General features: G+C 70.2%; 17 protein-coding genes and 1 pseudogene. 12 read left to right on the forward strand and 6 right to left on the reverse strand.

Annotated elements, in window-relative coordinates; genetic code table 11:
* Positions 1–24: 24 nt before the first annotated feature.
* Positions 25–1,551: pseudogene (ctaD, locus tag ABZ928_RS23875) on the reverse strand (cytochrome c oxidase subunit I); the annotation flags it as partial.
* Positions 1,552–1,945: 394 nt separating this feature from the next.
* Between ctaD and ABZ928_RS23880 the strand changes: the two are divergent.
* On the forward strand, positions 1,946–2,161 hold the full coding sequence (locus tag ABZ928_RS23880) for an I78 family peptidase inhibitor (protein ID WP_361522404.1): 216 nt from the start codon (positions 1,946–1,948) through the stop codon (positions 2,159–2,161).
* 98 nt (positions 2,162–2,259) lie between these two features.
* Here ABZ928_RS23880 and ABZ928_RS23885 read toward each other — a convergent pair whose 3' ends face one another.
* The gene (locus tag ABZ928_RS23885; protein ID WP_361522407.1) at positions 2,260–3,255 is read right to left on the reverse strand and encodes a phosphatase PAP2 family protein; all 996 of its coding nucleotides are present in this window, start codon (positions 3,253–3,255) and stop codon (positions 2,260–2,262) included.
* A gap of 238 nt (positions 3,256–3,493) precedes the next feature.
* Positions 3,494–4,657, reverse strand: coding sequence for a hypothetical protein (locus ABZ928_RS23890; protein WP_361522409.1), 1,164 nt, complete (start codon positions 4,655–4,657; stop codon positions 3,494–3,496).
* 273 nt (positions 4,658–4,930) lie between these two features.
* Between ABZ928_RS23890 and ABZ928_RS23895 the strand changes: the two genes are divergently transcribed.
* Complete coding sequence (locus tag ABZ928_RS23895) at positions 4,931–6,526, forward strand: MFS transporter (protein ID WP_361522411.1); 1,596 nt, start codon at positions 4,931–4,933, stop codon at positions 6,524–6,526.
* A 134-nt stretch (positions 6,527–6,660) separates the two neighbouring features.
* Complete coding sequence (locus ABZ928_RS23900) at positions 6,661–7,851, forward strand: acyl-CoA dehydrogenase family protein (protein ID WP_361522414.1); 1,191 nt, start codon at positions 6,661–6,663, stop codon at positions 7,849–7,851.
* 64 nt (positions 7,852–7,915) lie between these two features.
* Here ABZ928_RS23900 and ABZ928_RS23905 read toward each other — a convergent pair whose 3' ends face one another.
* Positions 7,916–8,356 carry a cell division protein SepF gene (locus ABZ928_RS23905; protein WP_123988213.1) on the reverse strand — a complete coding sequence of 147 codons (441 nt, stop codon included), beginning with the start codon at positions 8,354–8,356 and terminating at the stop codon, positions 7,916–7,918.
* 290 nt (positions 8,357–8,646) lie between these two features.
* Between ABZ928_RS23905 and ABZ928_RS23910 the strand changes: the two genes are divergently transcribed.
* The 6 genes from ABZ928_RS23910 (at position 8,647) to ABZ928_RS23935 (ending at position 16,407) form a co-directional block, all read left to right on the forward strand.
* A complete protein-coding gene (locus tag ABZ928_RS23910) occupies positions 8,647–9,843 on the forward strand; it encodes a DUF5685 family protein (RefSeq protein WP_361522417.1) in 1,197 nt (398 codons plus the stop codon).
* Between the two features lie 379 nt (positions 9,844–10,222).
* The gene (locus tag ABZ928_RS23915) at positions 10,223–12,025 is read left to right on the forward strand and encodes an FAD/NAD(P)-binding protein (protein ID WP_361522419.1); all 1,803 of its coding nucleotides are present in this window, start codon (positions 10,223–10,225) and stop codon (positions 12,023–12,025) included.
* 120 nt (positions 12,026–12,145) lie between these two features.
* Positions 12,146–13,195 (forward strand): LLM class flavin-dependent oxidoreductase, encoded by a 1,050-nt coding sequence (locus tag ABZ928_RS23920; RefSeq protein ID WP_361522422.1) that lies wholly within the window; start codon positions 12,146–12,148, stop codon positions 13,193–13,195.
* Positions 13,196–13,203: 8 nt separating this feature from the next.
* A complete protein-coding gene (locus ABZ928_RS23925; RefSeq protein ID WP_361523408.1) occupies positions 13,204–14,520 on the forward strand; it encodes an NtaA/DmoA family FMN-dependent monooxygenase in 1,317 nt (438 codons plus the stop codon).
* 4 nt (positions 14,521–14,524) lie between these two features.
* Entirely contained in the window at positions 14,525–15,292 is a 768-nt protein-coding gene (locus ABZ928_RS23930) for a DUF1684 domain-containing protein (RefSeq protein ID WP_361522425.1), read from the forward strand.
* 212 nt (positions 15,293–15,504) lie between these two features.
* Entirely contained in the window at positions 15,505–16,407 is a 903-nt protein-coding gene (locus ABZ928_RS23935; RefSeq protein WP_361522428.1) for a S1 family peptidase, read from the forward strand.
* Between the two features lie 75 nt (positions 16,408–16,482).
* On the opposite strand, the gene ABZ928_RS23940 is transcribed toward ABZ928_RS23935, so the two are convergent.
* Entirely contained in the window at positions 16,483–17,352 is an 870-nt protein-coding gene (locus tag ABZ928_RS23940) for an alpha/beta hydrolase (protein WP_361522432.1), read from the reverse strand.
* A gap of 90 nt (positions 17,353–17,442) precedes the next feature.
* Here ABZ928_RS23940 and ABZ928_RS23945 point away from each other — a divergent pair, with 90 nt between their 5' ends.
* The 3 genes from ABZ928_RS23945 (at position 17,443) to adhE (ending at position 22,580) form a co-directional block, all read left to right on the forward strand.
* Positions 17,443–18,360, forward strand: coding sequence for a slipin family protein (locus ABZ928_RS23945; RefSeq protein ID WP_361522435.1), 918 nt, complete (start codon positions 17,443–17,445; stop codon positions 18,358–18,360).
* Positions 18,361–18,593: 233 nt separating this feature from the next.
* Positions 18,594–19,676: a S1 family peptidase gene (locus ABZ928_RS23950; protein ID WP_361522438.1), complete on the forward strand. Its 1,083-nt coding sequence runs from the start codon at positions 18,594–18,596 to the stop codon at positions 19,674–19,676.
* A 309-nt stretch (positions 19,677–19,985) separates the two neighbouring features.
* Positions 19,986–22,580 (forward strand): bifunctional acetaldehyde-CoA/alcohol dehydrogenase, encoded by a 2,595-nt coding sequence (adhE, locus tag ABZ928_RS23955; protein ID WP_361522441.1) that lies wholly within the window; start codon positions 19,986–19,988, stop codon positions 22,578–22,580.
* Here adhE and ABZ928_RS23960 read toward each other — a convergent pair.
* Complete coding sequence (locus ABZ928_RS23960) at positions 22,568–23,602, reverse strand: DUF3533 domain-containing protein (protein WP_361522444.1); 1,035 nt, start codon at positions 23,600–23,602, stop codon at positions 22,568–22,570. The two genes, adhE and ABZ928_RS23960, sit on opposite strands and share 13 nt — an antisense overlap.
* Positions 23,603–23,740 lie beyond the last annotated feature (138 nt).

Genomic DNA, 23,740 nt, shown 5'->3' on the forward strand with positions numbered 1-23,740 from the left:
GCAGGAGGTCGCCCACTCCAGGGAACGGCCGTAGCCCCAGGGGTCGTCGGCCTCGACCTTCTCGCCGTACTTGGCCGTCTTCCAGACGTTGTAGAGGAACGGCAGCGTCGAGGCGCCCAGCAGGAACGCGCCGATCGTCGAGAGGGTGTTGAGCGCGGTGAACCCGTCGGCCGCGAGATAGTCCGCGTAACGCCTCGGCATGCCCTCCGCGCCCAGCCAGTGCTGCACCAGGAACGTCAGATGGAAGCCGACGAACAGTGTCCAGAACTGGATCTTGCCGAGCCGCTCGTCGAGCATCTTGCCGGTGAACTTGGGCCACCAGAAGTAGAAGCCGCCGAAGATCGCGAAGACGACCGTGCCGAAGACGACGTAATGGAAGTGCGCGACGACGAAGTACGAGTCGGAGACATGGAAGTCCAGCGGCGGTGACGCCAGGATCACCCCGGTCAGGCCGCCGAACAGGAACGTCACCAGGAAGCCGCACGCCCACAGCATGGGTGTCTCGAAGGACACCGAGCCCTTCCACATCGTTCCGATCCAGTTGAAGAACTTCACGCCCGTCGGGACCGCGATCAGGAAGGTCATGAAGGAGAAGAACGGCAGCAGCACCGCGCCGGTGACGAACATGTGGTGCGCCCACACCACGATCGACAGACCGGTGATCGCCATCGTCGCGCCGATCAGCGTCAGATAACCGAAGAGCGGCTTGCGGCTGAAGACCGGCAGGATCTCCGTGATGATCCCGAAGAACGGCAGGGCGATGATGTAGACCTCGGGATGGCCGAAGAACCAGAACAGGTGCTGCCACAGCAGCGCCCCGCCGTTGGCCGAGTCGAAGACCACGCTGCCGAACCGGCGGTCCGCCTCCAGACAGAGCAGCGCGGCCGCGAGGACCGGGAACGCCATCAGGATCAGGATCGACGTGAACAGCGTGTTCCAGGTGAAGATCGGCATCCGGAACATCGTCATGCCGGGGCAGCGCATCCCGATGATGGTGGTGATGAAATTGACCGCGCCGAGGATCGTGCCGAAACCGGCGAGCGCCAGGCCCATGATCCACAGGTCGGGTCCGACGCCGGGGGAGCGCTCCGCGCTGTTGAGCGGCGCGTAGGCGAACCAGCCGAAGGCGGCGGGCCCGGACGGCACGAACAGCGAGCTCGTCACGATCAGCCCGCCGAACAGGAAGAACCAGTACGACAGCATGTTCAACCGCGGGAAGGCGACATCGGGCGCGCCGATCTGCAAGGGCATCAGCTCGTTGGCGAAGCCCGCGAACATCGGGGTCGCGAACAGCAGCAGCATGATCGTGCCGTGCATGGTGAACAGCTGGTTGAACTGCTGGTTGTCCAGGAGCTGAAGTCCCGGCCGGGCGAGTTCGGCGCGCATCAGCAGCGCCATGACACCGCCGACCAGGAAGAACACGAACGACGTGATCAGGTACAGATGGCCGATCTTCTTGTGGTCCGTCGTCGTCAGCCAGTCGACGACCACCCGGCCGTGATTCCTGCTTCGCACGGGTCGTACCGTCGTCCGCACGGTCTCGGTCCCCATCGCTCGCTCGCCCCTTCGCTGGTCGCGCCTCGGGTCACGTCATGATGCTCGCGCCGCCGTGCGCAGCGACAGAGGGCGTACGGGGGTTCTGTGCCGGATCAGTGTTTTTCCTATGCGGCGTCAGATCCCGCGGCCCCGCCCGGAATCGGATTCGAAAGGCTCCGGCGGCACATCTCCCGGCACTTTCCGCCCGCTTATTCGAAGAGCGTCCGCGACACGCGGGAATTACGTTCGATTGCGCGCGGAAGGCGTACGGAACCGCTCGTAGGAGTGACAAAGCACCGCTGAAACGGCTGTCGTGATCCTGTGACAGAAGCGTGACCGGAGGGGGATCAGCTACCGACAGTGGCCTGATCCCTGGCCCCGGCCGCCGGACAGGGCCTAGCGTGGCCGTATGGCACCGATACCGAAACCCTCCGCCGAACCCCACGACAGCCCGGACACGTACGTCGGTCTGGACTCCGCGCGCGCCGAGCGGCTCGCCCGGGAGAAGGGCTGGTCGACGGTGCGTTCGCTGCCGCCGGGGGCGATCATCACGATGGAGTACCGCGTGGGGCGGCTGAACTTCGAGGTGAAGGACGGCCGGGTGGCCCGCGCCTGGAAGGGCTGAACAACGCCTCCGACGCGACGACGGCCCCGGCTCCTGAGGAGGAACCGGGGCCGTCGCTGCGGGGTGGGTGTGTGCGTACCGTCCCCGCTGTCCGCCGGCTAGCCGCCTGTCAGGGGGCGGGCCGCCGAGGCTGTGCCGCGTGCCACGCGGTCGGGGTGGGGTGGCCGGCGCGGGCCGACCGGGGTCACCGGGGTGCGCTCCGAGCGGGTCAGATGCGGACCCGGGGCCAGATAGGCGGGCGCCCGGGTGGAGCGGGCCGCGGGCTCGCTCTGGGGAGCGGTGCGCGGCTTGAGCGGGACCGGGACCTCGACGGGCTTGACGGCCGCGGGTACGGCACGGCGGGCCCGCCAGCGGTCGCGCAGGTCGAAGAGGGCGGTCTCGGTGCGGGCGATCAGCGGCTCGCACCACGGCAGCGCCAGCAGCACCAGCAGACCCGCGGTCCAGCCCAGCAGGACGTCGCTCAGCCAGTGCGTACCGAGATAGACGGTGGCGAGGCCGACGCCCAGGGAGGTCACCGCGGACACCGCGGACAGGTATCTGCGGGCCCTCGGGGTGGAGGCCAGATAGGCCAGGATTCCCCAGGTCACCACGGCGTTCGCGGTGTGGCCGCTGGGAAATATATCGCCGCCCAGACCCATCTCGTTCGAGCCGATGGTGGTCGCGTAGTGCGGGCCGAGGCGGCCCATGCCGAGCTTGGCGGCGCCGACGGTGATGTTGAGCAGCAGCAGCGAGGCGCCCAGGGTGAGCATCGGGCGCAGGGTGTGCTGCCGCCAGGAGCGCCAGCCCAGCCAGGCCGCGACCATCACCGCGGTGGGGCCGCGCTGGCCGAGCACCACGTAGTAGTCGACGAACCAGTGGATCTCCGACCACTGCTGGTACGGCCGGAAGAACATGACCTGCCAGTCCAGGCGGACCAGCCACGACGTGTCGACGACGAGCCACACGATCGCCAGGTAGAACAGCAGGGTTCCGGCGAGCAGCGCGACCCGGTGCCGGGACATCTTCGGCACGTCGAGATGGGCCGGTCGTTCCGGCTCACGGTCCAGCCTGGCGAACACCCGGTCCAGACGGGTGAGGTTTCGTTCGGTACGCACTCAATCGACGTTACAGCGAGTGAGTGCGGAACCCCGTCGAATCCACGGCTTTGTGATGACGATGTGATGTGGGATTCCTCTCAGGGAGAGGTTTATTTCCGAGGAATCCACTATCGGACCGTCCCGCGCCCTTCAATTCCTTTGATCATTCCGGGTTCCGGTTTATTGGCGATTATGAATTCGTTCACCGAATCATGGGGAGGAATTCTCCGGCCGCTCATGGACGGCCGCGAGTCGATCATGGCGGGCCCGAGCCGTTCAGCCAGAACGCCCCGTAGACCGCCGACGCCACCGCGACACCGCCCACCACCAGCACGGACCTGGACGTACGCGACCGGGCGAGGGCCAGGGCGAGGGGGAACAGAAGGGGGAACGCGGGCATCAGGAGGCGCGGTTTCGAGCCGAAGTAACTCGACGCGCACAGGGCGAGCGCGGTGACCACGCCCGTGTACACGAGGAGCGGCAGCGGCTGACGCTGCCGCACGCCGACGACGTACAGCCATACGATGAGCCCGACCCCGATGATCAGACCCGCGCCCGCGAGGGCCGACGGGAACGACGTGAACTTCTCGCCGACGAACCGGGCGAAGGCGTAGCCGCCGTCGAACCCGTTGCGCCAGCCGGCCTGGACGTCGAGATAGCCGAGGGGGCCCTTGCCGGTGCGGTGGCCGACCCAGAGGACGTAGGCGGCGGCGCCGAGGGGGGCGAGGAGCATGCCGAGGGCGCGGGGGAGGGGGCGGGCGCCGTCCGCGCGCGCCGTGCTTCTCTCCCGCACGAACGAGGCGATCCCCGCGGCCCACACGGCGGCCACCACCGCCAGCCCCACCGGCCGGGTCAGGCCCGCCAGAGACGCCAGGGCGCCCGCGAGCACCCAGCGGCCGGTCAGCACCGCGTACAGCGACCACGCGGCGAGGGCCGTGAACAGCGACTCGCTGTACGCCATCGACTGCACGATCCCGACCGGCAGCACCGCCCAGACCAGCACCGCGCAGCCCCCGGCCCGGCGGCCGTACACATGGTCCGCGACCGCGAAGACGCCCCACGCCGCCGCCAACGAGGCGAGCAGGCTGACCGCGAAGCCCGCGTCGGCGTACGAGAGAGGGGACAGCGCTGCCAGGCCCCGCTCCAGCCACGGCAGCAGCGGGAAGAAGGCCAGATTCGAGTGGACGTCGCCGCCCGGGAGGCGGACCTCGTAGCCGTATCCCAGCTCGGCGACCCTCGTGTACCAGAGGGCGTCCCAGCGGGCGGTCAGCAGCGTGTACGCGCTCTTGTCGCGCGCCGCGCTCCACAGGGCCAGGGTGAGCAGGCCCAGGGCGCGGACGGCCGCGTACCCGAGGAGGGCCGGGGCCGCGCGGCGCAGGGCGCTCTCCGCCGGTGCCGCGCGCGTTTCAAGATCGGTCACGGGTCCGATTATCGACCGTGCCCCGAACCGCGCGGCCCGCCGGGGCGTGTTGGCGGAGAGGAGGCGGAGAGCGGAGCGTGGCGTACGCCACACGTGTTCTCGGCGGAGTCTGAGAGGTCCACCACTTGGCCGAGGCGTGAACTCGCGTACGCTGACGTGTCACTCGCCTTCGTTGCGCGGGCCGGGGATCACCGCTCCTCTCCGGCCGAGATCACGGGGAGTCCCCACCCCGTGTGCCCGCCGACCGCGAGGGAACATCTGGGAGGTACGTACATGTCCGGGACGACCACGGCCGCCGCTGCGCTGCGCCGTCGGGCGGCCGGGGCCGGTGCCAACCGCTGGGTCGTCCTCGTCGTCCTCTGTGTGAGCCTGCTGCTGGTCGCGGTCGACGCGACCGTGCTGCACGTGGCGGTCCCCGCCGTCACCGAGGACCTCAAGCCCGGCGCGATAGAGCTGCTCTGGATCGTCGACGTCTACCCCCTCGTCTGCGCCTCGCTGCTGATCCTCTTCGGCACGCTCGGCGACCGCGTCGGCCGCAGAAGGGTCCTCCTCCTCGGCTACGCCCTGTTCGGCGTCGCCTCCGGCCTGGCCGCACTCGCCGACACCGCCCAGGTGCTGATCGTGGCGCGCGCCCTGCTCGGCGTCGGCGGCGCGATGATCATGCCCGCGACGCTCTCGATCCTCCGCCAGGTCTTCCCCGACCGGTGTGAGCGGGCCCTCGCGATCGGCATCTGGAGCGCGGTGGCAGCCGTGGGCGCCGCGGTCGGCCCGCTGCTCGGCGGCTTCCTCCTCGAACACTTCTGGTGGGGCTCGGTCTTCCTCGTCAACATCCCGCTGATGCTGGTCAGTCTGCCGGTGGGCCGCCTGCTGCTGCCCGAGTCCAAGGGCACCGCCGACGGTCCCTGGGACGTCGTCGGCGCGCTGATGGCCGCGGCGGGCTTGTTCGGCCTGGTCCTCGGCGTGAAGCGGCTCGGCGGCGGCGAGATCGACGAAATCACCGCGCTGCCCCTGATCGTGGGCGCCGGGCTCCTGGTTCTTTTCGTACGACGACAGCGGCGCCGCACACATCCCCTGGTGGACCTGCGCATGTTCGCCCGCCCGGCCTTCAGCACCTCCGTCGGCTGCATCGTGCTGGCGATGCTCGCCCTGGTGGGACTTGAGCTGATCGCCGCGCAGTATCTCCAGCTGGTGCTGGGGCTCTCCCCGCTGGAGACGGGCCTTCGGCTGCTGCCGCTGACCATCGCCGCGATGGCCTCCGGACTGGCGGGGGCACGGATGCTGCGGCGGTTCGGGCCGCGCCGGATGGTCTGCTTCGGCTTCGTCCTCACGGCGGTCGCCGTGCTGACGCTCATGGCCATGGGCGGCGAGGACAACCCCCTGCTGCTGCTCTTCGGCTTCGTGCTGCTCGGCTTCGGCCTGGAGACCACGCTCTTCGGCGCCTACGAGTCGATGCTCAGCGAGGCGCCGCCGGAGCAGGCCGGCGGGGCCGCGGCGATCGGCGAGACCTCCTACCAGCTGGGCGCCGGGATCGGTATCGCCCTGCTCGGCAGCGTGATGAACGCGGCGTACGCGCCCGGCCTGTCGTCGGTGCAGGGAGTTCCGGCGCGCGACTCGGCCGCGGCGGGGCATTCGCTGGGCGAGGCGTACGAGATCGCCGGACGGCTCGGCGGCTCGGCCGGGGAGACCCTGCGCCGCACCGCGCGGGACTGCTTCGTGCACGGGCTGCATGTGACGCTGCTGGTGAGTGCGGGGCTGCTGCTGCTCGGCGCGGTGATGGCGCTCCGGCTGCCGCGGATCATGCAGTGCGAGCCGGTCGCGGTGGAGGTCCCCGCCCCTCGGGAAGTCGCCGAGTCCCGCGTCTCCGCCTGAGGTACTGGACGTGCGTGACACTGCACCCGTAACGTCGGCCGGAGAGCCGTAACTAGCGCTGCTAGTTTTAGGGTGTCTGTCTAGTCGTCCGTCTAGTCGTCTGCCGAGTCGCCGAAGCCGCCGGAGGGTGTCCCATGTCCGCGTCCGCGAAGCTGCCCCCGTTCGATCCCGCCGACCCCCTCGGCATCGACGACCTGCTGGACCCGGAGGACCTCGCCGTCCGGGACACCGTGCGGTCCTGGGCGGCGGACCGGGTGCTGCCGTATGTCGCCGAGTGGTACGAGAGCGGCGAACTGCCCGGCATCCGCGAACTCGCCCGGGAACTCGGCGGGATCGGGGCGCTCGGGATGTCGCTCGACGGGTACGGATGCGCCGGGGCCAGCGCCGTGCAGTACGGGCTCGCCTGTCTGGAGCTGGAGGCCGCCGACTCCGGGATCCGCTCGCTCGTCTCCGTGCAGGGCTCGCTCGCCATGTACGCCATCCACCGGTTCGGCAGCGAGGAACAGAAGCAGGCCTGGCTGCCCGGCATGGCGGCCGGCGAGATCATCGGCTGCTTCGGACTGACCGAGCCGGACCACGGGTCCGACCCCGCGTCCATGCGGACCCACGCGAAGAAGGACGGCTCCGACTGGGTCCTCAACGGGCGCAAGATGTGGATCACCAACGGGTCCGTCGCCGGGGTCGCCGTCGTGTGGGCGCAGACCGACGAGGGGATCCGCGGATTCGTGGTGCCCACCGACAGCGCCGGGTTCTCCGCGCCCGAGATCAAGCACAAGTGGTCGCTGCGCGCCTCGGTCACCAGCGAACTCGTCCTCGACGACGTGCGGTTGCCCGCGGACGCGGTGCTGCCCGAGGTCGTGGGGCTCAAGGGTCCGCTCAGCTGTCTGTCGCACGCCCGGTACGGGATCGTCTGGGGGGCGATGGGAGCGGCGCGGTCCTGTCTGGAGGCCGCGGTCGAATACTCCAAGACGCGCGAGCAGTTCGGGCGGCCCATCGGGGGATTCCAGCTCACCCAGGCCAAGCTCGCCGACATGGCGGTCGAACTGCACAAGGGGATTCTGCTCGCCCACCATCTGGGGCGGCGCATGGACGCCGGCCGCCTGCGCCCCGAGCAGGTCAGCTTCGGCAAGCTCAACAACGTCCGCGAGGCGATCGAGATCTGCCGTACATCGCGCACGATCCTCGGCGCCAACGGGATCTCGCTCGAATACCCCGTGATGCGGCACGCGACCAACCTCGAGTCGGTGCTCACCTACGAAGGCACCGTCGAGATGCACCAGCTGGTGCTGGGCAAGGCGCTCACCGGGCTCGACGCGTTCCGGTAAAGCCGCTCCGTCGAGGCCTCTCGGTGAACCCTGCGCGGGGGCAGGGCCGGTGAGCGGCCCTGCCTCAGCTCTGGTTGAAGAAGCCGTCCGTGCGGTGCGCGGCCGGGTCGCCGTTCACGATCTCCGTGTTGGCGGGGGTCAGCAGGAACACGCGGGTCGAGACACGCTCGATCGAACCGCGCAGTCCGAAGATCAGGCCGGCCGCGAAGTCGACGACGCGCTTGGCGTCGGAGGCCTCCATCGCGGTCAGGTTCATGATGACGGGCACTCCCTCGCGGAAGAGCTCGCCGATGGCGCGCGCGTCCCGGAAGCTGTCCGGGGTGACCGTGCCGATGCGACGGCCCTTCTCCTCGGCGACGTCCGAGGCCACCTTGACCCGGGGGTCGGTGACCCAGGCATCCCCGGGCTCGGTTCCTTCGGAGTATCCGTCGTCGTCGTAGTAACGCTCGTCATCGTTGTCGTCAACGAGGCCCAGCCAGGCACTCGCCTTGCGCACCGATCCCATGGACGCCTCCTCTCACAGCGGTCTTTCTCGCTTTACGTATCCCTATCGTCATCCATGATGCGGATGACGCGCCATGTGGATAGACGCCGCGCGGGGGGTTTGTGACGGTACTGGTGCACAGCCCATTCGTCGAGAGCCCGGGATTCACAAGGGCCGTTCCCCATACGGCTGCTGACTGTGAGTGAAATATGATTCTTCGCGGCGTATGGGTGACGGCCGGGGCGTACGGGTGAACGGAGGGGTCGGTACGATGCGGCCGCTCAACGTCGCACCGCTCACGGGGGATCACCATGTTCGGAATCGTCAGGCCCTGCCGCCATCGGCTCGGTGAAAGCCTCAAGACCCAGTGGATGGCGCATTTGTGCGGGTTGTGCCTCGCACTGCGCAAGGACCATGGCCAGTTCGCACGGCTCGTCACCAACTACGACGGCTTGCTCATATCGGTTCTGACGGATGCTCAGGCTTCGGAGGGCGGCGCTTCGAGGCGTACGGCGGGCCCCTGCGCCTTGCGCGGAATGCGCACCGCGTCCGTCGCCAACGGGGAGGGCGCGCGGCTCTCGGCCGCCGTCTCCCTCGTGCTCGCCTCGGCGAAGGTACGGGACCATGTCGCCGACGGAGACGGGCTGCTGGCCCGCAGGCCGGTGGCGCTGGCGGCCCGCCGGGTCGCGTCGAGCTGGGGTGCGGCGGGGGCCCGCAGCGGTTCCGCCGTCGGGTTCGACACCGACGTCCTCGTCGACGCCGTCGACCGGCAGCTCGGCATCGAGACCCTCGCCGGGCCCGGGACGCCGATCCTGACCGTCACCGAACCGACCGAGACGGCCACCGCGGCCGCCTTCGCGCACACCGCGGTCCTCGCCGGACGGCCGGGCAACGCCGAACCGCTCGCCGAGGCGGGGCGGCTCTTCGGGCGGCTCGCGCATCTGCTGGACGCCGTGGAGGACCGGGAGGCCGACGCCGCGTCGGGCGCGTGGAATCCGCTGACGGCCACGGGGACCTCCTTGGCGGAGGCGCGGCGGCTCGCGGACGACGCCGTGCACGGGATACGGCTCGCGCTGCGGGAGGCGGACTTCTCCGATCAGAAGCTGGCGCATGTGCTGCTCGTGCATGAGCTGCGGACGTCCGTGGACCGGGCCTTCGGGACGGCGTCCTGCGGGCACGGGCCCGGGCTGTCGAACCCCTACGCGCCCACCGGGCCGGGTACGCCGGGTGCCCCGGGCGGTCCGGGTGTGCCGCCGCCCCCGGAGCCGCCCCGCCGTGACCGGCGCGGGCTGCTGGCGGGGTGTGCGGTGTGGCTGGGGCTGGCCTGTACGTGCCAGATGTGCTGCGGGGAGTTCGAGGACCCGTGGAGCCGGCAGCGCCGGGAAGGGCTCTGCAACCAGGCCGACTGCGGAGATTGCTGCGACTGCTGTGACTGTTGCGGGAACTGCGGCGATTGCTGTGGGAACTGCTGCGACGGGTGCGACTGCGGATGTGACTGCGGATGCTGAGGGAAACGGGAAGCGCTGCTGAGGGGAGGGCGCGTGTGAAGGCGGGGGAGGAGAACGCGAAAGGGCGCCCCGGGGAATCGGGGCGCGCAGTGGGTCAGCTCAACAGGAGGAGGACCACACGCGACCGAGGTCGATGTGGGAGCGCTTGACCAGCCACTGCTGTGGATGCATGGGCCAAGTGGAACAGGCATCCGGTTGTGCGTCAACTGAGATGAGACGTACTGCCCACAGTCTGGACAGCCTTGACAGCGAGGGGAAACGGCCCCGTACTCTCAAGGAGCGGCCCTGCTGAGGGGCTCGGCCGCATCCGCGCCGCGCGGCGCGCTCGTGTGAAGGCATCCATCCGAGTTCTGACGACTCGCTGCCACGGAGCCTTCGCATGCCCTCCGACACCCTTTCCTCGCGGACCGTCCCGCAGCCCCGTCCCGGCCGGCACTCTTTGGTGATCGTCGGGGCCGGGCCGCGAGGGACCGGTCTGATCGAGCGGATCGCCGCCAACGCCCCCGAGCTGTACGACGGTTCGGGCCTCGATGTGCATCTCGTGGACCCGCATCCGCCGGGCGCCGGGCGCATCTGGCGGGAGGCGCAGTCGCCGCTGCTCTGGATGAACTCGCACGCCGAGGACGTCACCATGTTCACCGACGAGACGGTGAACATGGCGGGACCCGTGCGTCCCGGGCCCACGCTGCACGAATGGGCCGGCATCGACGCCGCCACCTTCGCGGACCGGCAGCTCCAGGGCGGATACCTGCGGTGGGTGCATGAGCAGGCGGTCGCCGCGCTGCCTCCTTCGATCCGGGTGCACCATCATCCGCGCCGGGCCGTGCGGGTCACCGGTCCGCGCGAGGGACGTCAGCAGGTGTGGCTGGAGGACCGCCCGCGCCCGCTCCTCGCCGACCTCGTCGTCCTGGCCCTCGGTCACCTCGACGCCGAACTCGACGACGAGCAGCGGTCGTTGGCCGCCTACGCCGCCGAGCACGACCTCGTCCATCTGCCGCCCGACTTCACCGCCGACAGCGATCTGTCCGCGCTCGCGCCCGGCTCCGACGTCCTCGTCCGCGGGTTCGGGCTCGCTTTCGTCGACCTGATGGTGCTGCTGACGGAGGGGCGGGGCGGCCGGTACGAGGGGGACACGTATGTGCCGTCCGGGCAGGAGCCCGTGCTGCATGTCGGCTCGCGGCGCGGAGTGCCGTACCGCTCGAAGATCGGCTACGACTGGACGGGGGAGCGGCCCCCGCTGCCCCGTTTCTTCGGGCCCGCCGAGGTCGATGAACTGCTCGCCAGATCAGGTGGGTTCGACTTCCGGCGGGATGTGTGGCCGCTGATCGAGAAGGAGCTGGGGTTCGCGCACTACCACCGGCTGTTCACGGTGCACGGTGAGCGGACCACGATGTCCTGGGCCGACTTCGAGGAGAAGTACGCGGCCGGCTCCGCCGCGGAGGTGCGGGCGCTCGTGGCCGCCGCCGTCCCGGATCCTGCCGACCGTCTCGACCTGGACGCGCTCGACCGGCCGCTGGAGGGGGTGCGGTACGGGTCGTTCGAGGAGCTCCAGGAGGGGCTGCGGGGGCATGTCGAACGGGATCTGAGCAGACGTCATGATCCTTCGTTCAGTGCGGACTCGGCCGTCTTTCTCGGACTGCTGTCCGTCTACGGTCAGTTGATACGGCTGGGCGACATCGGGTCCTGGTGGCACGGCTTCTTCAGCTATCTGGCCTCCGGGCCGCCCGGGCCACGGCTGCGGCAGCTCCAGGCGCTGTCCCGTGCCGGGATCGTGCGGTTCCTGGGGGCCGACATGGGGGTCACCGCCGAGGGCGGGGTGTTCCGGGCCTCCAGTGTGAGCGTGCCGGGTGCCTTCGTCGAGGCGCGGGCGCTGGTCGAGGCGCGGCTGCCCGAGCCGACGGTCGGGCGGGCGCGGGACACGTTGCTGCGCGAGCTGCATGAGGAGGGGGCCGGGGAGACTCCCGAGGGGCTGCTCCGGGTGGACCCCGGTGACGGGCGGATCCTCGACCGGGGCGGGCGTCCTCACCCACGGCGCTTCGCGCTCGGGCCGTTCACGGACGGCCGGACGCCGGGGGCCTTCACCCGGCCGCGGACCGGGGGGCCCGCGTTTCGGCAGAACGATGCGACGGCTCGGGCGGCGCTGGAGTTCTTCGCGGGCCTTGCGGGGCGTGCGGCGGCGTGAGCCGTTTTCGGCTGCGGGCCGGTGGGGGCTGGTCGCGCCCACGCGGCGGTAGCCGCACATAGACACAGCCCCGCGCCCCTTTGGGGCGCGTCCCAGAACCCCATGATTACAAGGGATCCCATGTTGCATCTTTCCGCCGCGGTCGACCAACCGTCGGCCTACGACGCCGACTCCTACATTGAACTGGCGCGGCTTGCCGAACACGGCGTTCTCGACTTCGTGACGCTGGACGACACCTTCGCGCGGCCCGGGCTCGACGCGCTCGCCGTGTTGTCGCGGGTCGCGCCGGTCACCAGTCGGATCGGGCTGGTGCCGACCGTGACGACCACGCATACCGAGCCTTTCCATGTTCAGGCCGCTGTCGCCACTCTCGACTGGGTCAGTCGGGGGCGGGCCGGGTGGCGGCTCGATGTGTCGACCACTGAAGGGGAGGCCCGGCTGTTCGGGCGGCGGCATGCCGCTCCTGCCGATGCGCTGTGGCAGGAGGCCGGTGAAGTGGCCGATGTGGCCGCGAAGTTGTGGGACAGCTGGGAGGACGACGCCGAGATACGGGATGTGGCGACCGGCCGTTTCATCGACCGGGACAAGCTGCATTACGTCGATTTCGAGGGCGCCGACTTTTCCGTCAAGGGTCCGTCGATCGTGCCCCGGCCTCCGCAGGGGCACCCCGTCCGGGTGATCGACGCCTCCGACGGGCATGCCCGGCGGACCGCCGCCCGGTATGCCGACGTGGCGCTCGTGCGGTCTGTGAGCGCCGCGCACGCCCGGGCCGTGCGGGAGGAACTGCGGGCGTCCGCCGTCGAGTTCGGGCGGGATCCCGATGCGCTGAGGGTGCTCGCCGGGCTTGTCGTCGATCTCGGTGACGGGGAGCACGCGGCCGAGCCGGGGCATGGCGGGGGTGGTCCCCGGCAGACCGCGCAGGGGCCGTTGTACCGCGGCGGTCCCGTCGATCTCGCGGAGCTGGTCGCCTCCTGGCACGGGGAGGGCGCCGTCGACGGCTTCCACCTCACGCCCGTCGAGCCGCGCCGTGACCTGGAGCGGCTCGTCAACGGCACCGTCGCGCTGTTGCAGCACCGGGGGCTGTTCCGCACCTTCTATCCGGGCAGTGCGCTCCGGGACCACCTGGGGCTGACGCGGCCCGCCAACCAGTACGCGGGGGGACCCTCATGACCAGGCAGATGCATCTCGCCGCGCACTTTCCCGGCGTCAACAACCACACCGTCTGGGCCGATCCGAGGGCGAGGTCGCAGATCGAGTTCTCCTCCTTCGAGCATCTGGCCCGCACCGCCGAACGCGGTCTGTTCGACTTCTTCTTCCTCGCCGAGGGGCTGCGGCTGCGCGAACACAAGGGCCGTATCCATGACCTGGACGTGGTGGGGCGCCCGGAGTCGATCACCGTCCTCAACGCGCTCGCCGCCGTCACCGAGCACCTCGGGCTCGCCGCCACGGTCAACGCGACCTTCAACGAGCCGTACGAACTCGCCCGCAGGCTCGCCACGTTGGACCATCTCAGCGGGGGCCGGGCGGGCTGGAACGTGGTGACCTCCTCCGACGCCTTCACCGGGGAGAACTTCCGGCGCGGCGGGTTCCTCGACCGGGGTGACCGGTACACACGGGCCGCCGAATTCGTCGCCACGGCACGGGAGTTGTGGGACTCCTGGACGCCGGACGGGGTGTCCCGGCCGTTCGCGCACCGCGGGCGGCACTTCGACATCGCGGGTGAGTTCACCGTGCCGCGCTCACCGCAGGGGCATCCGGTCGTCATCCAGGCCGGGGACTCCGACGAGGGGCGGGAGTTCGCCGCCGCCACGGCCGACGTTGTTTTCACCCGGCAGAGTTCCCTGGACGCCGGGCGGGCCTTCTACGCCGATGTGAAGGGGCGGCTCGCGAAGTACGGCCGTACTCCTGAGGACTTGAAGATCATGCCCGGGGTCAGTGTCGTCCTGGGCGACACCGCCGCCGAGGCGCAGGAGAAGGCCGCCGAGATCCGTCGGCAGCAGACCTCGCCGCAGACCGCGATCCTCACGCTGGAGCAGATCTGGGGCGTCGACCTCTCCGGGTACGACCCGGACGGCCCGCTGCCCGAGATCGACCCGGTGACCGAGCCGTCGCTCACCCAGGGCCGGACCCGGCGCGGGGACACACGCGCGATCGCCGAGATGGGGGTCCCCCCGCTCGAGCGAAGTTCGAGAGTGGGGGAGGCGGGCGCGTCGAAGGAGAAGGGGCTGTCGATCCGGGAGACCGTGATCGAGGCGGGCGGCCGGCAGTCCTTCATCGGCACCCCGCAGGCGGTCGCCGCCGAACTCGCCGACTTCGTGCGGCGCGACGCCGCCGACGGGTTCATCCTCGTCCCGCACCTCACCCCGGCCGGACTCGACGAGTTCGTGGACCGGGTGGTGCCGCTGCTTCAGGAGCGGGGGGTGTTCCGTACCGAGTACAAGGGGACCTCTCTCCGCTCCCACCTCGGGCTTTCTACACCGGTATGGAAGGGTTGATCACATGACGTCGGACGCGTTCGACGAGTGGAAGAAGTGGCACGAGCACCGCGTGGAGACGGTCTCCGCCCCCTACGGGCCGCTCTCGCTCACCGGCACCCACTGGCTGGAGGACTATCCGGAGGGCCGACTTCCGGGCATTCCCGGGAACTGGCGGCTCGACGGCGACGCGGTGGTGCTGACGGCCGAGGTGGGCGACGGGCTCACCCTGGACGGGCTGCCTCTCAGCGGTGAGGTGCGGCTCGCCGTGGACGCCGGGGAACTCGCGCTCGGTGAGCGGCGGCTGGTGGTGCTGGTGCGTGAAGGGGTCTGGGGGGTACGGGACTTCGATCCCGGCTCGGAGGCGCGGCGCGGGTTCCGCGGTATCGACGCCACGCCCTACGATCCGCGCTGGTCGGTGCCGGGGCGCTTCACGCCGTACGACGAGGACCGCACCGTGCGGGTGGAGAACGCGGACGGCAGGCAACGGGGTCTCGGGCTGGGCGGGGAGCTGGCGTTCGCCTTGGACGGGCGGGAGTTGACGCTTCAGGTGAGCGTCGAGGCGGACGGTTCGCTGTGGGCGGTTTTCGGCGATGCGACGAGCGGGGTGAGCAGCAACCGCTTCCGGTTCCTGCGGCCCGCCGCGCCGGACGCCGAGGGGCGTACGACGGTGGACTTCAACCGTGCGCTGCTGCCGCCCTGCGCCTTCTCCGACCACTTCATCTGCCCCTTTCCGCCGCCGGGGAATACGCTGGACCTCGCCATCGAGGCGGGGGAGCGGAACGTGGTCTGAAACGCGGCCGGTTGACCGGGGACGCATGGGTTGTTCAAGGCTTGACGGCCGAAAGGCGCCCTTGCGCCTACCGGTCGTTCGGCCAAATACTCCTCCGCAGCGCTTGTCAGGGGCACGGCTTGTCCGGAATCCGGACATTCAGGGCCCCCGGCTGCGCCTCACGGGCCCCGACCCCACGCGGGCCCCCGACTTCCCATGTGGAGGAACGACAAGTGAGGATCAAGCGCACCACCCCCCGTAGCGGTATCGCGAGACGGACCCGGCTGATCGCCGTCACCACCGGACTCGTGGCCGCGGCCGCGATAGCGATCCCCAACGCCAACGCGGCGTCCCCGACCACCTTCAGCGCCTCGCAGCTGAAGAGCGTCAACAACTCGGTGCTCAAGGCCGACATCCCGGGCACCGCCTGGGCCGTCGACAGCAAGACCAACCGGGTCGTCGTCACTGTCGACAGCACGGTGTCCAAGGCCGAGATCGCCAAGATCAAGCGCCAGGCCGGCGCCAACGCCGGCGCGCTGACGATCAAGTCGACGCCCGGCAAGTTCAACAAGCTGATCACCGGCGGCGACGCCATCTACGGTGGCGGCTACCGCTGTTCGCTCGGCTTCAACGTCCGCAGCGGCAGCACCTACTACTTCCTGACCGCGGGCCACTGCGGCGAGGTCGCCTCGACCTGGTACTCCAACTCGGGTCAGACCACCACGCTGGGCACGAACGTCAGCTACAGCTTCCCGACCAACGACTACGCGCTGGTCCGGTACACCAACACCTCGGTCACCAAGACCGGCGGCGCGGGCAACACGGACATCACCAGCTCGGGTACGCCCAGCGTCGGCACCACGGTCTACCGTGACGGCTCGACCACCGGCATCCACAGCGGCCGCGTCACCGCGCTGAACGCCACCGTCAACTACGGTGGCGGCGACGTCGTCTACGGCATGATCCAGACCAATGTCTGCGCCGAGGGCGGCGACTCCGGTGGTCCGCTCTACTCGACCAGCGGCATCGCCTACGGTCTCACCTCCGGCGGCAGCGGCAACTGCACCTCCGGCGGCACGACCTTCTTCCAGCCGGTCGCCGAGGCCCTGAGCGCGTACGGCGTCAGCGTCTTCTAGTCGCAGACCCCTCGTACCGCCCCTGAAGTGACGAACCCCCGTACGCCACCGGCGTACGGGGGTTCGCTACGCGGGTCACATGGGCGGGCAGAGCCACTCCAGTACGGCGGGCAGCGCCTCGATCGCCCCGAAGTGCCCGGCGTGCGGGTCCAGGACGGGACGGGCGCGGGGGACGCGCTCCAGGAGCCAGGTGAAGTGGCTCACCGGGGCGAAGCGGTCCTCGGCGCCGTGCCACAGCAGGACGGGGCGGGTGATGTCCGCCGGGTCGAAGCCCCAGTTGCTCAGCAGGGCGAGGGCGTCGTCGAGCCAGCCGTACGCCGAAGTGCGCAGCGCCTCGCGGTAGTTGCGCAGCAGCATGTCGCTCACGGCCGGGTCGGAGACGATCCGCCGGTCGGCCTCGGTGAGTCCCTCGCGGACGGTCACGAGGAGCTGGGCGGGGTCCCGGCGGATGGCGGCGGCGCGGGAGTTCAGGCGGTCGGCGAAGGCGAGCGGGTCGGTCAGGGCCAGGGTGGCGTCCTCGACGTTGGACTCCGTCATACCGTCGAACCAGCGCAGCCCCGGCGCGTCCGGCGGCGCGGGGGAGACCAGGGCCGCCGCCCGCCGTACCCGCGCGGGCAGGAGCGCGGCGCAGGCCAGGGCGTGCGGGGCGCCGCCCGAGCGGCCGAGGACCGAGAACCGGTCGAGGCCCAGGGCGTCGGCCACATCCGCCACGTCCAGGGCGGCGTCGGCGATACGGCGTCCGGGCCGCCGGTCCGAATCGCCGTAGCCGGGACGGTCGTAGGCGATGAACCACACCTCCGGGTGTGCCTTGACGACCGCCTCGGGCACCATCCCGGAACGGCAGCCCGGGGTGTCGTGCAGCAGCACCACCGGGGTGCCGTCGCGGTCGCCGTACTCCTCGACCGTCAGCCACCGGCCGTCGCGCGTCTGTATGCCGTCGAGCACCTGGGTCCTCCGTCTCCCCATCGTGTACATCGCGGAGTTACCGTCGAAGTACACACCTTGAGCGCCTGATTCGGACCCTGGGGGGCCGGCATGGTCGAGGAGCTGGTGGCAGCGGGAGTGACGCTCGCGTCCGCCGGAGCGGTGTATGTGATGGCGGCGGCGAGGGTCGTCAAACAGTACGAGCGGGGTGTCGTCTTCCGGCTCGGCAGGCTCCGTCCCGAAGTGCGCGGACCGGGGTTCACGATGATCGTTCCGGGCATCGACAAGCTCCGCAAGGTCAATATGCAGATCGTGACGATGCCCGTGCCGGCGCAGGAGGGCATCACCCGGGACAACGTCACCGTGCGGGTGGACGCGGTCGTCTACTTCAAGGTGACCGGGCCGGCCGAAGCGGTCGTGCGGGTGGAGGACTACCGGTTCGCGGTCTCGCAGATGGCGCAGACGTCCCTGCGGTCCATCATCGGCAAGAGCGAACTCGACGATCTGCTGTCCGACCGCGAAAAGCTCAACCAGGGGCTGGAGTTGATGATCGACAGCCCGGCCGTGGAGTGGGGCGTCACCATCGACCGGGTCGAGATCAAGGACGTCTCGCTGCCCGAGACCATGAAGCGGTCCATGGCCCGGCAGGCCGAGGCCGACCGGGAGCGGCGGGCCCGGGTCATCAACGCGGACGCCGAGCTCCAGGCGTCGAAGAAGCTGGCCGAGGCCGCCAAGGAGATGTCCGAGCAGCCGGCCGCGCTGCAACTGCGGCTGTTGCAGACGGTGGTGGCGGTGGCGGCCGAGAAGAACTCCACGCTGGTGCTGCCGTTCCCGGTGGAGCTGCTGCGGTTCCTGGAGAGGGCGCAGCAGGGGCCCGGGGTGGTGCAGCAGGCGGCGGCTCCTCCGGGTCCGGTGGCTCCCGCGGGGCCGGTGGCTCCCGTGGCGCCGCAACCGGTGCAGGAGCAACTTCCGCCTCCCGTGCCTCGCTTGGATCCCGGTCATGAGGGGTCGAATTCAGGACAGGACTAGACCTCACAGGCTGCTCATTGGTTACCCGCACGTAGTGTTTGCGCTGCGAATTCGCCTGGCGTGACTGTGCACGGTCAATCAAGTGGGGGCGCGCAACCGCGTTCTACGCGCGTCCGGAACTCAACCTTGTGCGCTCCCCGCCGGGTTCGAAAGAGTAAGGGCTCGTCAACCAGCCTTCCGGCCCACGAGGTCCCCACAACCGACCGGGCCGACCCCCCACAGGAGGACATGAGTTGAAGCACCGACGCATACCCAAGCGGCGGGCAGCCCTGGCAGGTGCGGGCATCGCCGCGCTGGTCGCCGCGGGTGTCACCTTCCAGACTGCGAACGCCAGTGAGCCCGCGAACGACGCCGGGCCCAAGGTTCTGTCGGCCCTCGCGGCCGGAAATCTCGCCTCGACGCTCGACAAGGAGCTCGGCACCGACGCGGCGGGAACGTACTACGACGCGAAGAGCAAGGCCCTCGTCGTCAACGTCCTCGACGAGGCCGCGGCCTCGGTCGTCGAGGAGGCCGGCGCCCGGGCGCGGGTCGTGGAGAACTCCCTCGCCGAGCTCAGAAGCGCCCGTACGACGCTCAAGGACGACGCGACCATCCCGGGGACGTCCTGGGCGACCGACCCAACCACCAACAAGGTGGTCGTCACCGCCGACCGCACGGTCTCCGACGCGGAGTGGGCCACGCTCACGAAGGTCGTCGACGGACTGGGCGGCACGGCCGAACTCCAGCGGACCAAGGGGGAGTTCAAGCCCTTCATCGCGGGTGGTGACGCGATCACCGGCAGCGGTGGGCGGTGCTCGCTCGGGTTCAACGTGGTCAAGGGCGGGGAGCCGTACTTCCTCACCGCCGGGCACTGCACGGAGTCCATCTCCACGTGGTCGGACTCCAGCGGTACCCAGATCGGGACCAACGAGGTGTCCAGCTTCCCGGACAACGACTACGGGCTGGTGAAGTACACCGCGGAGGTCGACCACCCGAGCGAGGTGGACCTCTACAACGGGTCCGCGCAGGCGATCACGGGTGCGGCCGAGGCGACGGTCGGCATGAAGGTCACGCGCAGCGGGTCCACGACCCAGGTGCACGACGGGACGGTCACCGGCCTCGACGCCACCGTGAACTACGGCAACGGGGACATCGTCAACGGGCTGATCCAGACCGACGTGTGCGCGGAGCCGGGGGACAGCGGGGGTTCGCTGTTCTCGGGGAGCAGCGCGATCGGGCTGACGTCGGGGGGCAGCGGTGACTGCACCTCCGGCGGGGAGACGTTCTTCCAGCCGGTGACGGAGGCGCTGTCGGCGACGGGTGCGTCCATCGGCTGACGGTTCGTGGTGATGTGAGGTCCCGCCCCTCCGGGGGCGGGACTTTTCGTTTCCCACCCGCACCGCCCGTGCGGGTGGCCCCTGCGGGGGTTGAGCGCCGCCGGCGGCTGCGGGGCGTGTGCGGCTGGTCGTCGTCGGTCCGGTCTGGCGGGTCGGTGTGGGACCTTCGGCCCTCCCGCCTCGTGGACTTTCCTCCCTTCCGCCGTCCGACCTTCTCCCTCCAGGTCAGGCCCTTCACGGCCCCCTTTCGTGCCGCTTCGGCGGTCGAATGGGAGGTGCCGGAGAAGGTCGCAGCCAAGGAGGCTCGCCATGCGGGTCGAGGAGCAGGTGGATGGGTTGGTCGCCGGGGCGGCTGACGCGCTGGAGTGGTTCGAGACGTTTGACCAGGGGCAGGTCGATCACATCGTGCGGCAGGCCGCGTTGGCGGCGCTCGCGGTGCATGGGGAGCTGGCTCGGATGGCCGTCGAGGAGACCGGGCGGGGGGTGTTCGAGGACAAGGCGGTCAAGAATCTGTTCGCCTGTGAGCACGTCAGTCACTCGCTGCGCGGGCTGAAGACCGTGGGGGTCGTACGGCGGGACGAGCTGAACGGCGTCACCGAGATCGCCGAACCCGTCGGGGTCGTGTGCGCGATGACGCCCGTCACCAACCCGACCTCCACCACCGTCTTCAAGGCGCTCATCGCCCTCAAGACCCGCAACCCGATCATCTTCGCCTTCCACCCGAGCGCGCAGCGCAGCTCCGCCGAGGCGGCCCGTGTCGTGCGCGACGCCGCCATCGAGGCCGGCGCCCCCGACCACTGCGTCCAGTGGATCGAGGAGCCCTCCATGGAGGCCACCCGGCATCTCATGCATCACCCCGGCGTCTCCGTCATCCTCGCCACCGGCGGCAACGCGATGGTGAAGGCCGCCTACTCCTGCGGCAAGCCCGCCCTGGGCGTCGGCGCCGGCAACGTACCGGCGTATGTCGCCCCGGACGCCGAACTCGGCCGCGCCCTCCATGACATCGTGCTGTCCAAGGCCTTCGACAACGGCATGATCTGCGCCTCCGAACAGGCGGTGATCCTGGACTCGTCCCTGTACGAGCGGGGGATCGCCGAGCTGCGGCGGCTGAACGCCCATGTCGTCACCGCCGCCGAGAAGACCAAGCTGGAGGAGTTCCTGTTCGGCACCACCGCCTACGGCACCGACTGCGCGGGAGCCAGGCTCAACGCCGACGCCGTCGGGCGGTCCGCCCACTGGATCGCCGAGCAGGCCGGGTTCCAGGTGCCCGAGGAGACCTCGATCCTCGTCGCCGAGTGCGCGGAGGTCGGACCGGGCGAGCCGCTCACCCGGGAGAAGCTGTCGCCGGTACTGGCCGCGCTCACCGCCTACGACATCGACGAGGGCATCGAACTCGCCGCGCGGATGGTCGAGTTCGACGGGCTCGGGCACTCCGCCGCGATCCACACCGAGGACGAGTGGCTCGCCGAGCAGTTCGGCAAGCGGGTCAAGGCGGTCCGGGTGATCGTCAACGCGCCGTCCACCTTCGGCGGCATCGGGGACGTCTACAACGCCTTCCTGCCGTCACTGACGCTGGGCTGCGGTTCGTACGGGCACAACTCCGTGTCCGACAACGTCAGCGCCGTGAACCTCCTCAACATCAAGCGCGTCGGGCGGCGGAACACCAATATGCAGTGGTACAAGGTCCCGCCGAAGATCTACTTCGAGCGCGACGCCATCCGGTACCTGGGCGAGATGGAGGGCGTCGAACGGGTCACCCTCGTCACCGACAAGAACATGCGGCGGCTCGGGTTCGTACGGCGGGTCACCGACATCCTGGCCGGGCGCGAGAGGCGGGTCGAGGTGCAGATCATCGATGACGTCGAGCCCAACCCCGAGCTGGCGACCGTGCGTTCGGGCGCCGCCGCCATGCGGGAGTTCGGGCCCGACACGATCATCGCGCTCGGCGGCGGGTCACCGATCGACGCGGCGAAGATCATGTGGCTGATGTACGAGCACCCGGAGGTCGAGTTCGCGGACACGAAGGAGAAGTTCTTCGACATCCGCAAGCGGGCCTACGCCTTCCCGCAGTTGGGGGAGCGGGCCCGGCTGGTCGCCGTGCCGACGACGTCCGGGACCGGGTCCGAGGTCACGCCCTTCGCCGTCATCTCCGACCCGGCCGCCGCCCGCAAGTACCCCCTCGCCGACTACGCGCTCACCCCGAGCGTGGCCATCGTGGACCCCCGACTCCCGCTGCACCTCCCGCCGGACGTCACCGCCGACTCCGGCTTCGACGCGCTGACCCACGCGACAGAGGCGTATGTCTCGGTCTACGCCAACGACTTCACCGACGGCCAGTGCCTCCAGGCCATCAGGCTGATCTTCGAGAACCTGGAGACCTGTGTGGTGGAGGGCGCCGCGGAGCCGCGGGCGCGGGAGCGGATGCACAACGCGTCGACCATCGCGGGCATGGCCTTCGCCAACGCCTTCCTCGGCCTCGTCCACGCCATGGCACACACCCTCGGCAACACCTTCCACGTCGCCCACGGGCGGACGAACGCGCTGCTCCTGCCGCACGTCATCCGGCACAACGGCACGGTCACCCACAAGGCGACCCCCTGGCCCAAGGCCGAGACCTACCGCGCCCCCGAGCGCTACCAGGACATCGCCCGCATGCTGGGCCTGCCGGCGGCCACCCCGGAGGAGGGCGTGGAGTCGTACGCCCGCGCGGTGGAGGAACTCCGCGCCCGCTGCGGCATCCCGGCCTCCTTCGAGGAGGCGGGCGTCGACGAACAGGCCTTCCTCGACGCCCTCCCGCAGCAGGCCATGAACGCCTACGCCGACCAGTGCGCGCCCGCCAACCCGCGGATGCCGATGCTCGACGAGATGGAGGAGCTGATGCGGAGGGCGTACTACGGCACCTGAGCCGGTACGGGTTCGCTCTCGTTCTTCCCGCGCAGCCCCGCCATCAGCAGTGTGACCACGATCCCGGCCGCCGCCCATGCCGACAGCACCAGCAGGGCGGCGGTCGTGTCGTTGCCCTTGAAGTAGGCGATCGAGCGGGCCACCCAGGTCCCCGCGCCCGGCGGCAGCGCCGGGCCGATCGCCCGCCAGAACGGCGGCAGCATCGGCAGCGGGAAGGCACCGCCCGCGCTCGGGTTGCCCGCGATCACCACGATCAGGATCGCGACGCCGATGCCGACCACTCCGAAGACGGCCTCCAGCGCGAGGGTCAGCGCTCCCACCGAGAAGATGACCAGCGCGCCCAGCCCCCACAGGGCCGCCACGCTCCCCGGCAGCGCGTTCAGGATCGGCCCGACGATCACCGCGCCGCCGAGTCCGCCGACGATCCCCACCAGTGCCATCACGGCCAGCCGGATCACCCCGCGGCGCGTGGTGGCGGGCCGGGAGCCGTGGCTGATCGCCAGGATCGAGGCGCACAGATAGCCGCCCACGCACCAGCCGACGACCAGGTAGAAGGCGGACAGCCCGTCGAAGTCGGTGGCCGAGGCCGGGGCCACGTCCACCGTCCTGACGGTCCGCTTCTGGGCGGCCTCCAGAGCGGTCAGGTACTTCTCCAGGGTGGTGGCGAGGACGGTGCCGCCGCCGCTCGCGACCAGGAGGGTGTCCCGGGTGCCGGTCACATCGACGACCAGCGCCCCGTCGATGTCCCGGTTCATGATCTGCTTCCGCGCCGTCGCCTCGTCGGCCACCACGCGCGGGTCCAGGGGCGAGCCGGGCAGCTTCTCCAGCCGGGCCACCGCCTGCTCGGCGGCGACCCGCGGCGCGACCACCCCGAACGGCACGTCCTTCGGCTTCGGATTGTGCAGCGCTCCCACATAGGAGGCGATGAACAGCAACTGGAGGGCGACCACTCCGAGGACCAGCAGGGTGGCCCGCGGAGTGACCGCGTCCTTCACCTCGGCGAGAAAGCTGTTCTGTGTCATGTCCCCACAGTCCGAGGGGGCGGACGTTTCCGCAGGTGGGAGGCGTCCGAACGGTTGTCGTACACGCGTTCGAGTTTTGGTCTATGGTGGGGGTGTGGCAGTCGGGAACTAATGTTCGAAAGTTCGGAAGTGGAGGTG

This window comes from Streptomyces sp. NPDC046909, from assembly GCF_040644695.1.
Classification (GTDB): Bacteria; Actinomycetota; Actinomycetes; order Streptomycetales; family Streptomycetaceae; genus Streptomyces.